10 protein-coding genes are annotated in these 10,661 nt (G+C 46.5%); 7 read left to right on the top strand and 3 right to left on the bottom strand.

The genetic code is table 11. The features are described 5' to 3' along the window. The first annotated feature begins 314 nt into the window (after positions 1-314). From Q1A86_RS15650 to Q1A86_RS15620, 7 genes are all read left to right on the top strand, one after another. On the top strand, positions 315-1,577 hold the full coding sequence (locus Q1A86_RS15650) for an HlyD family efflux transporter periplasmic adaptor subunit (protein ID WP_299808318.1): 1,263 nt from the start codon (positions 315-317) through the stop codon (positions 1,575-1,577). 19 nt (positions 1,578-1,596) lie between these two features. Then, on the top strand, positions 1,597-1,887 hold the full coding sequence (locus Q1A86_RS15645) for a hypothetical protein (protein ID WP_299808315.1): 291 nt from the start codon (positions 1,597-1,599) through the stop codon (positions 1,885-1,887). A 79-nt stretch (positions 1,888-1,966) separates the two neighbouring features. After that, a complete protein-coding gene (locus tag Q1A86_RS15640; RefSeq protein ID WP_299808312.1) occupies positions 1,967-2,698 on the top strand; it encodes an ABC transporter ATP-binding protein in 732 nt (243 codons plus the stop codon). A gap of 21 nt (positions 2,699-2,719) precedes the next feature. Beyond that, positions 2,720-4,021: an ABC transporter permease gene (locus tag Q1A86_RS15635; protein ID WP_299808329.1), complete on the top strand. Its 1,302-nt coding sequence runs from the start codon at positions 2,720-2,722 to the stop codon at positions 4,019-4,021. Positions 4,022-4,048: 27 nt separating this feature from the next. After that, complete coding sequence (locus tag Q1A86_RS15630) at positions 4,049-5,260, top strand: FtsX-like permease family protein (protein WP_299808308.1); 1,212 nt, start codon at positions 4,049-4,051, stop codon at positions 5,258-5,260. 128 nt (positions 5,261-5,388) lie between these two features. Beyond that, positions 5,389-6,864 (top strand): sigma-54 dependent transcriptional regulator, encoded by a 1,476-nt coding sequence (locus Q1A86_RS15625; RefSeq protein WP_299808305.1) that lies wholly within the window; start codon positions 5,389-5,391, stop codon positions 6,862-6,864. 3 nt (positions 6,865-6,867) lie between these two features. Then, positions 6,868-8,235 carry an ATP-binding protein gene (locus Q1A86_RS15620; RefSeq protein ID WP_299808302.1) on the top strand — a complete coding sequence of 456 codons (1,368 nt, stop codon included), beginning with the start codon at positions 6,868-6,870 and terminating at the stop codon, positions 8,233-8,235. A gap of 82 nt (positions 8,236-8,317) precedes the next feature. Here Q1A86_RS15620 and Q1A86_RS21210 read toward each other — a convergent pair whose 3' ends face one another. The 3 genes from Q1A86_RS21210 to Q1A86_RS15610 all read right to left on the bottom strand — a co-directional run bounded on the left by Q1A86_RS21210 (position 8,318) and on the right by Q1A86_RS15610 (position 10,648). Continuing rightward, the gene (locus tag Q1A86_RS21210; protein WP_367277925.1) at positions 8,318-8,539 is read right to left on the bottom strand and encodes a DUF1272 domain-containing protein; all 222 of its coding nucleotides are present in this window, start codon (positions 8,537-8,539) and stop codon (positions 8,318-8,320) included. 87 nt (positions 8,540-8,626) lie between these two features. Continuing rightward, positions 8,627-9,199 (bottom strand): TetR/AcrR family transcriptional regulator, encoded by a 573-nt coding sequence (locus Q1A86_RS15615; RefSeq protein WP_299808299.1) that lies wholly within the window; start codon positions 9,197-9,199, stop codon positions 8,627-8,629. A 21-nt stretch (positions 9,200-9,220) separates the two neighbouring features. Beyond that, entirely contained in the window at positions 9,221-10,648 is a 1,428-nt protein-coding gene (locus Q1A86_RS15610; RefSeq protein ID WP_299808296.1) for a coniferyl aldehyde dehydrogenase, read from the bottom strand. Positions 10,649-10,661 lie beyond the last annotated feature (13 nt).

The following is a 10,661-nucleotide window of genomic DNA, read 5'->3' as shown; positions in this document are numbered from 1 at the left end:
AGTATTGGCAGTTGTAGGTCGGGCTTTAGCCCGTCAAGCTTGTGATTTCCCTAGCAGGGCGCAGCCCGCTCTCGAAGTGAAGCGCCCTAGAGCCTAGCTCCTTCTTTTAAATCGGACACTTTCCTCATATCGGACATTCCCACTATTTTATCGGACACTTTTGAGCTGTGTCCGCGGACACTTCTAGCTGCGTACGCTTTGTTGTTTTAGTTAACTTGCTGTTTTGTTGAGTTTAATTGTTTTTGGCACGGCGATTGTATTAATAGACATATCAAAGCGGTAATCGTTAAAGACGGACACTTTAGGGAAAGAAGATGATTCAGGATACCAGCGCGCAAGATGTGATAAAGCAGCCAAGTAAGGTGAGTAAAATTAAGCGCCCAGCAATCTTTGGTATTGCCGCTCTACTTGTATCGGGTCTGGTGTGGTCGAGTATGGATAGCGACTCGATTGCCAACTCAATTAAGCGCTCTGAGCTGAGGTTTGCCACCTTAGAGCGTGGCACCTTAATCCGTGATATTCCTACCACAGGCAAGATTGTTGCTGCCAATGCACCCGTTCTCTATAGCCCTGAACTGGGTTCTGTCACTTTGATTGCTAAGCCTGGCGATACGGTTGAGCAAGGCGAGGTGGTTGCCACTATTGAGAGCCATAAACTAACTAACAGTTTGAAGCAGCAACAAGCAGTGCTGGAGGGGATGAAAAGCTCGCTTGAGCGTGCTCGTCTCGATGCTCGCCGCCAACAGCTTAAGGCTCAGCAAACCTTGGATATGGCTAAGGTGGATTTAGAGGCCGCCGACCGAGAGAGCCGCCGAGGTGACCAGCTGATCGAGTCCAAGCTTATTAGCAAAATAGACTTCGAAAAGAGTAAAGATGATCTGCATAAGGCCAAGCTGCTATTTGCCCATGCGGGTCAAGAAGCGCTGTTAATGAAAGATACCTTAACTTTTGAGCTTAAGAACACCTCGCTAGAGGTTGATCGTCAGGCGCTGGTGGTTAAAGAGCTTGAGCGTCAAGTGGCGGCGCTGAATATCGCTGCGCCCGTTAGCGGCATTATTGGTAACTGGCTTACGGAGCAAAAAGCCCGTATTGGCCAGAGCCAACCCATTTTGACCGTTGTTGATTTAAGCGCGTTTGAAGCTGAGCTAGCAGTACCAGAGTCCTACGCCGATGAGTTAGGCATAGGTATGGCGGTAGAGCTGAGCTTTGGTTCGGAAAAAGTGATGGGCGAGTTATCTTCCATCTCTCCCGAGGTACGTAACCGTGAAGTGACTGCAAGGGTAAGGTTTGAACAAAACCGCAGCCTACAACTGCGTCAGAACCAAAGGTTATCGGCAAGAGTATTACTGGAACATAGGCCTGATGTGTTGATGGTTAAGCGTGGCGCCTTTGTTAATAGTGGTGGCGGCCAAGAGGTTTACGCTATGCATGGGGATATTGCCGAGCAAACTCCTATTCAGTTAGGTGCCCGCAGCATGAGTCATATCGAAGTGATCCAAGGCGGCCAAGAGGGAGATGTCTGGGTGACCTCAAGTGTCGAGCCATTTAATAAAGCAGCGCAAGTGATCGTTCGCTAACTGAATAAGGAAGCTGACAATGAATAAAACAATTAGCAGAGTTAAAAGCAGAGTTAGTCGCAAAGTTAAGCAAATGAATAAGCAGCAACTCGTCACCGTCGCAGTATTAATGCTATTGGTGGTCGCGGTGCAGGTATCGACCGATAGGGCGGGAGACTGGATGTTTATCGGCCTTAATCTGATTGAGTTTGGCACTGGTACTGAGTCGCACCTAAGCACAGTGTCTGATGTCAGTCTGAGTGATGACCAGCTCATTGGGCAGCTTATCGGCCGCGCACTCGAATGCATTATTAGCTCGCTTACCCAGTAAGCAATTTAAATAAAAATGATTACTGACCACCAACCAAATTTTAGTGAGATGGATAAACAGCATTAAAGGAATATTGACCATGTTATCGATGAACAACATCAGCAAAGTATTTAAAACGGATTTAGTGGAAACCCACGCATTACGTGACTTTAACTTAGAGGTTAATGAAGGGGAGTTTGTTGCGGTTACCGGTCCATCTGGCTCAGGCAAAACCACCTTCCTTAATATTGCAGGTTTATTAGAAGGTTTTACCCATGGCGACTATTTTCTCGATGGGGTGAATATTTCAAACTTGAGTGACAACAAGAGTGCAGCGATTAGAAACGAGAAAATCGGCTTTATCTTTCAGGGCTTTAATCTTATATCTGACTTGAATCTGGCTGAGAACGTCGAGGTGCCACTGCGATATCGCGGCTTCAATGCTAAGGAGCGTAAAGTTCGAGTCGAACGAGCGCTAGAGCAGGTGGGACTCGCCTCAAGAATGAAGCATCTACCGACACAGCTCTCAGGTGGTCAGCAGCAGCGTGTAGCCATTGCCAGAGCTTTGGCGGGCGAGCCAAGATTCTTATTAGCGGATGAGCCGACAGGTAACCTGGATAGTTTAATGGCGCGCCAAGTGATGGAGTTATTAGAGGACATTAACAAGGCTGGCACCACTATTATCATGGTCACCCACGATGCTGAACTTGCTCGCCGTGCCCAGCGTAATATTCAGATTGTCGATGGCCAAGTGTGTGATTTCACTATGTATCAAGGTGGTCAGTCAGATAAAAAGCCCCAGTCTATTACTGATACGGCTTCAGTGGCTTAATGGATTGCTAAGGAGAGCATGATGTTTTTTTATTATTTGGATTTAGCCTGGCGCAGCATCAAGAAGACGCCGTTTTTATCCTTGTTGATGATCCTCGCCATCTCTATTGGTATCGGCATCACTATCACCACTTTGAATATCTACAAGATGGCATCGATTAATCCGGCTGGTGAGCGTTCATCGCAGTTATTTGCGGTGCAGCTGATGAGCCAAGACAGTAACTTTTGGGAGACGATTAACGAGCAGATCACCTATCAAGATGCTTATAACCTGAGTCAAAGTAATGTACCTGTTAGGCAAGCTGCCATGTTTAGAACCGGTCTTGCAGTGCAGACTGATGATGTGAATTTTTCGCCTATTTTAGAAAGCGTAAGGGTGACCGGAGGCGATTTTTTCGCATTGTTTGATGTGCCATTTTTGTATGGTGGCGCGTGGAGTAAACAGGTCGATAAAGAGGGAGGCTATAAGGTTGTTATTAATCAAAGTATCAATCAAAAAGCTTTTGGAGGTGGCAATAGTGTCGGTAAAACTTTATTACTCAACCGTAAGCCTTATCAAGTGGTTGGTGTCATAGATAAGTGGAACCCGAGCCCTAAATATTTTGATGTTAATAATGGGGCTTTTAACGACTCCGCCCGTGTTTATGTGCCTTTCTCTCTCGCGCCAATTGAAGAGTATGAAAGCTGGGGCAATAACCAAAGCTGGCGCCATGAAGATATACGCACCTATCAAGACAGGCTTAACTCTGAGATGCATTGGCTGCAATATTGGGTTGAGCTAGACAGTAGTGAAAAGCAGCAACAATACCGAGATTGGCTAGGACGTTACGTGGAGCAACAGCAGCTAATTGGACGCTTTAAGCGCCCCGATGCCCGCGGTGAAATTCGTGATGTTGCTCAGTGGTTGAGCTTTAACAAAGTCGTCTCAGAAGACAACAAGGTATTGGTGGGCTTAAGTGCGCTGTTTTTGGTGGTGTGTTTAGTCAATATGTTGGGGTTACTCTTGGCTAAATTCTTAAAGCGTGCGCCCGAGATAGGTGTTAGGCGAGCGATTGGCGCGAGCAGATTACAGATCTTTTCTCAGCACTTAGTTGAAGTGGGCTTGATTGGTTTTTGTGGAGGCGCTCTAGGTCTGCTCTGGGCTTGGATAGCACTGTATTTCTTATCCTCTAAATTTGATTTGGAAGCATCGCTGGCGCAGCTGGATCAAAGCATGTGGCTGATAGCACCTGTTATCGCAGTGAGTGCTGCCATTGTTGCTGGAATTTATCCCGCATGGCGTATCTGCAGCACTAATCCCAGTGTTTATCTCAAGAGCCAATAAACCACACAATGAGCAAGGACTGCATTTATGTTTCAAATTAAACCCATATTAAGCATGTTAATGCGCAATAAAAGTGGCCCATTATTGCTGCTAGTGCAAATCATCTTATCGGTGGCAATCGTGGCCAACGCGAGTTTTATCATTAAAGAGCGTGTCGGGTTAATATCACGAGAGTCAGGGATTGCTGAGTCGGAAGTTTTTGATTTAACAGTTTATAACTTCGATGACAGCATCGACCCGAACAAGCAGAACCTGATTGATGTGGAAATCATACGTAACCTCGACGGAGTGAAATCTGCCACCTCTAGCAGCATGACGCCACTCAGTGGTGGTGGTTGGTCTGCTAACTTCTCTTATGGCAGCAGTGAGGAGGAACGTAAAGATACTCCCAATGCAGCGCTTTATTATGGTGATGAGCAGATGATTTCGACCTTAGGGGTGAAGCTGATTGAGGGGCGAAATTTTTACCCTGATGAGGTGAGTAGCGGTGGCCCTGAGCTGGCAACCTTAGCCATAGTATCTGCAGGCTTTGCTAAAGATACCTTTGGTGATGAGTCTGCAATTGGCCAGATAATGTATCGCGGTAATATTGGCGACCAACCGATGAAAATCATTGGTGTGGTCGAGCGTTTACAAAGCGCTTGGGTGAACCAGTCAAATATTAATCGCAGTGTGATCCTCAATACCGAATTGGGGAGGTCTTTTACCCGTTATTTAGTGCGTGCTGATGAGTCTGCGATTGCTGATTTAAAAGAGGCGATTGCTGCTGCGCTACATAAAGAACATCCAAACCGTGTGGTTCGTGGCTTCACTACTATCAAAGAGCATCGCAACAGCTCATATCGTGACCATGAGTTAATGGCAACAGTGCTGTCTATGATGGTGGTGTTATTGCTGCTTATCACCTCTTTGGGGCTTGCAGGCATGGTGATGTTTAACATCGAGCGCCGCACTAAGCAGATAGGTACACGCAGGGCACTTGGCGCCAAGAAGCGAGATATTATCAGCTTTTTCCTAGTGGAGAACTATCTATTGTGCCTTGCAGGTGGACTGCTCGGTGGACTGATAGCGGTGCAGCTCGGGCAACAGTTAATGACTCTTTACAGCTTGCCTAAGCTAGAGTTGATTTACCCAATAGCCACTGTCGCCGGTTTGCTTGTGTTGACCACCATAGCGGTGATTTTACCTGCACAAAAGGCCGCGAAAATCTCCCCAGCAACAGCGACTCGCAGCGTGTAATCTGCAACTTGTGAATGGGAGAATGCTACCTAATTGTTAGCCGAATGTGAGCTTTACTTTAACTCTGTTCGGCTTTCAGTTAGTTTTATAGCCAGCCCTAAAGAATGAAGAATAAATAATAAGATCTTATGGATACAATTCTAATTGTCGACGATAACCAAGCCGTATGTAACGCGCTGTCTTTAATGCTGGAATTGAATGGTTATCAGACGCTCATCTGCCTATCGCCTGATGTTGCCCTCGAATTAGTGCAACTGCATGACGTGGCGCTGGTGGTACAAGATATGAATTTCACCCAAGACACCACCTCTGGCGAAGAGGGGCGTAGTTTATTTTATGCTTTTCGACAGCTACAGCCTGAGCTACCCATCATATTACTCACAGCATGGACTCAGCTTGAGTTGGCCGTGGAGCTAGTCAAAGAGGGCGCGGCCGATTATATGGGCAAGCCTTGGGATGATGCCAAGTTACTCAACAGCATCTGCAACCTTATTTCACTGCATCGGCTTGCAAAGGATAATGCAAAGCTAAGCCGAGTTGAAAGCCAGCGTATGGTGGCCATTAAAGACGCCGACCTGTGCGGTATCGTCTTTAACAGCGGTGCCATGCAGCGCTGTGTCGACTTAGCGCTTCAGATCGCAAAATCTGATGTGTCGGTATTGATCACCGGCCCTAACGGTGCGGGTAAAGATAAATTAGCCGATATCATTCACGCTAATTCATCTTTAAAGAATCAGCCCTTTATTAAGGTCAATATTGGCGCGCTGCCGATGGACTTGCTTGAAGCCGAGCTGTTTGGCGCCGAAGCAGGCGCTTTTACTGGGGCAACTAAGGCTCGTATTGGCCGTTTCGAAGCTGCCGATGGTGGCACACTGTTTTTAGATGAAATTGGTAACCTGCCGCTTTCTGGGCAGGTCAAATTACTGCGTGTGTTGCAAACCGGTGAGTTCGAGCGCTTAGGTAGTCATCAAACCCGCAGAGTTAATGTAAGAGTGCTCAGTGCCACTAACGCCGATTTAGCACAAGATATTCAAGCGGGGCAGTTTCGTGAGGATCTCTTCTATCGCCTTAATGTGATTGAGCTACCTTTGCCTGCGTTAAATGAACGTAAAGACGATGTCTTGCCGCTGGTTACGCATTTTATCGGTACCGACTTCTCTTTATCCCGTAAAACTCAGCAGGTGCTGCAGGGACATTCTTGGCCTGGTAATGTTCGGGAACTGGAAAATGCCTGTAAACGAGCGGTGATCTTAGCGGCTAATTCAGAGCTAACCGTCGAGGACTTTGGGTTAGAAGGTGCGGCTTCGCCGATTGTTGAGACTGCCATTAGCTCAGTTAAAGCCGCTATCGTTGAAGAATCTGCAGCTTCACAAGTTCAAGCTCAAATAAGCTATTCTCCTATGCAATCTTCGGCGGAGCAAGTTAACAGCGCTGGGGCGAGTAATACTGAGGAGAGGAACACTGACACCCCGCAAGCCGAAAAAGCCAATATTGAGGCGGCGCTCGACCAGCATAATGGCGTGATTGCTCGAGTCGCTAAGGCGTTAGGATTAAGTCGCCAAGCCCTATACCGACGCATGGATAAGTATGGGATTGATAAGTAACTCATGAGTGAGAGTATCGTGGTTTCTCTTAGAGTTAAACTGATTGCTAGTGCAGTTTTGGCTTGCGCAACAGGGTTGTTGTTGGCGTTTACGGGCTTACTTTGGTTTGGCTCATCAGAGGTACAACAAAGCGTTGTTACTGACTATTGGCTGTATTTGTTGCTTTTTACTTCAGCTATTTTGCTGGCGGTTGCGATAAGTTATATCGGCACTCGCAGCCTAGCCTCAAGCCTAATGGCGTTAGAGGTCGGGCTACTTAACTTTAAAGATAATGACTTTAGTGTGAGTATTCCGGTGAGCGGCGATAAACAGTTACAGGCATTAGCCAATCTATTTAATGAATCTGCACAGACGTTACGTAAAGAGCGGCAATATATTTACCAGCGTGAATTGTTGCTCGATAAGGTTATTCAAAGCTCCCCTAACGTGATGCTGCTACTCGATGATAAACAGCGAGTGATTTATGCTAATGATGCTGCAAGGCATCTGTTTCATGATGGACTTAGAATTGAGGGGATGAGTTTAAGCGAGCTGCTTGAAGGGGCATCGCAGGAGCTGGTTAGTGCATTGGAGAACCCCAAGGATGGCTTGTTTTCATTCAGTAGTGACACCGACGGCAATGATGCTGAAACTTGGCACCTGTCCCGGGGGCAATTTCTGTTAAATGGTCAGTTTCACCACTTGGTGCTACTCAAGCAGATGACCCGAGAACTAAATCGTCAAGAGGTGGCGGTATGGAAGAAGGTGATCCGTATTATCAGCCATGAGTTGAATAACTCTGTAGCACCAATAGCCTCTATGGTTAACTCTGGAAGAATGATTACCAAAGAGCTTAACGACCCTAAGCTTAAGCTGATTTTCGATACTATCGAAGATCGCACCAGTCACCTTAGCCAGTTTATCTTCAATTATGCACGCTTTGCTAAATTGCCATTGCCGCAAAAGTTACCGGTCGATTGGCAGTCATTAACTCAGCAATTAAAGCAGCACTATCAATTTGAACTATTAGGTGAACTGCCTAAAATTCAGGTTAGTTTCGACTTGATTCAGATGGAACAAGTATTTCTTAACTTACTGAAAAATGCCCATGAGTCAGGCTCTGAAAGCGATAAGATAAGTCTTGAGATCAGGGAGATAAATCAGGGCGGATCCAACCAAGGGATCTGTATTGAAGTAAAAGATGAAGGCCTAGGTATGTCTGCAGATGTTTTGCAGCAAGCTTTACTGCCTTTCTACTCCACCAAGCAGTCTGGTACAGGTTTAGGCTTGCCTCTTTGCCGCGAGATAATTGAGGCCCACGATGGACGCATTAGCTTACATAATCGGGATGATAAAGGTTTGTGTGTGAGCCTGTGGTTACCTTACGCATAAGCGTGCGCTAGTCTTTAAGCTTTTATATAGAGCTGTAGAGGTGAGTGCCTCTACTGCTCTGATAAGTTGTAGGGGTTAAACGCTAATAGGAGTTAGCTAAGGAGAGGATTTTTAATTTAGCGCTGGGCACCTTAAAGGGTTTAATAAGCCTCGGGGGTCTAAGTACTAGTGCGCCTTGGCACCTGACACAGGTATAGTTCAGTTTTTCACTACAGCTTTGACAGTAGGTGTCTTCGAATGAGCAGATATAAGCAGTATCTTTGCGTGCGAGTGGCGCATGGCAACGCTCGCACTTCGTTTTCATCCTTAACATATTCACTCCTTTGAATAAATTATCCTTAACTTAGTAGCCGCTCTATGCCTTATTCATAAACAGCTACTGGTTAACTAACTAGGCCTTCATTGCATTCCAAAACATCGCAAAACTTGACTGTTTATATGCTTCATCTTTCCATGATTCAGGGTTGTCGAGAAAATATCGTGTCGCCGCCAAATATTGGCCATGACAACTTTCTAGCATTAAGGGTAGCGGATAATCTGCGAGTTCGCCTGCTTTCTGTCCTTGCTGAATTAACTCACCCATAAAGCCTAAAATACTGTTCATTGCTTGTTGTCTCACCTCCGATGCGATCGACGGAGACATAGAGTATTGCTGGAAAAACTCCTGTTTAAGTGGATTCGTTATTGCCCAATTAATAGCGACCAACCACAGGTGTTGAGCATCTTTTTTTAACTCCCCCTTTTGACTGATTTGCGATTTTATCGCATCGGCAAACTCCTGCTTAATGGATATATACAGGTGGTTCATCAAGGCCTCTTTTGAGGCGAAGTGATGAAATAATGTGCCAGTTGCTACTCCAGCTTGTTTGGCAATTGAAGCGGTTGAGGTGGCATAAAAGCCTTGGCTGACAAAAAGCGTCAGCGCTGTGTCTAATATGGCCTGTTTTTTGTCGATACGACTCATCAAATTACTGCCTAGTTGAGGTTAACGTAAGAAAAATTTCATCAATAGGCGCTGAATAAAACCACCATAAGGAGGGTGCACCAGTTTGCCAGTATTGAGATATTTACCACGGCTGAGTACGGTTTTGGCGTGACTAAAAGTTAGGAAGCCTTCCTTACCATGATAGTGTCCCATACCCGATGGGCCTATGCCGCCAAAGGGGGCATCGTCGGCAGCCACATGAAACACGGCTTCGTTAATGCACACGCCGCCAGAATGAGTGTGCTTGAGTACATGCTGCTGAGTGTCTTTATCAAAGCTCATCAGGTAAAGCGCTAGGGGGCGAGGGCGCTGGTTAACGTAACTTATCGCCTCGTCTAGGCTGTTATAAGGGATGATTGGCAGCAGTGGGCCAAAGATTTCCTCTTGCAGCGCTAACATCTCATCACTGGCATTGCTGATAAGTTGGGTTGGCATCTTACGCTTATCGCTATTAATCGCTTCATCATTGGCGCTAATAATGTTGGCACCTTTGCTCTTAGCGTCATCGAGAACCTGCATGATACGGTCGAATTGTCGCTGGTTGATCACACTGCCGTAGTCTTTGTTGTCACTTACTTGGCCATACATGCTGGTGAACTTTTTCTTATAGGCCTGAATAAAGCTGTCGAGCTTGGCGCATGGCACGAGTACATAGTCAGGAGCTACGCAAATTTGCCCCGCGTTTAAACATTTACCGTAGATCATGCGTTCGACTGCGGTATCCATATCAATATCATCGGCCACGATAACTGGCGACTTACCACCAAGCTCCAGAGTCACAGGAGTTAGGTTATCAGCCGCTGCACGCATGACATGGCGACCAACCGTGGTTGAGCCAGTAAAGAGTAAGTGATCAAACGATAGCGCGGAAAACTCGGCAGCAACTTCGGCCTCCCCCTCAACACAAGCCACATGTTTGTCATCAAAGATGCTGCTTAGCATCGCCTTGATGACTTGATTGGTTTCGGGGGTAAATTCTGACAGCTTAATCATGGCGCGATTACCCGCTGCGAGCGCGGTGATCAATGGGCCAATCGACAGCATGATGGGGAAGTTCCACGGCACGATAATCCCAACCACGCCGAGTGGCTGGTAGTGCACTTTAATCTTGGCTGGTGACAAGAGTAGACCCGCATGACGAGAGCTAGGCTTCATCCATTTCTTGAGGTGTTTTAGGCTGTAATTGATGTTGTTAATGCAGGGCATGATATCGGAGATCACGCTGTCATCAATAGAGCGGTTTCCGTAGTCGCGGTTCAGCGCCGACACGAGTTGTTCTTGATAGGTGATTATGGCGGCTTTAAGACTCTTTAGGTGTTCAATTCTGGCGTCATAGCTGGGCGCAGGCTCATTTAAATAGCAGGTGCGCTGTTCGATTAACATTTGCGAGAGTGATTTTGCTGCCTGATGGTCTATGTGCATGTTCATTAACTTAGCTCCA

Origin of the sequence: uncultured Shewanella sp. (genome assembly GCF_947497935.1) — a bacterium.
Taxonomy (GTDB): domain Bacteria; phylum Pseudomonadota; class Gammaproteobacteria; order Enterobacterales; family Shewanellaceae; genus Shewanella.
This window is presented reverse-complemented; position numbering and strand designations above follow the sequence as displayed.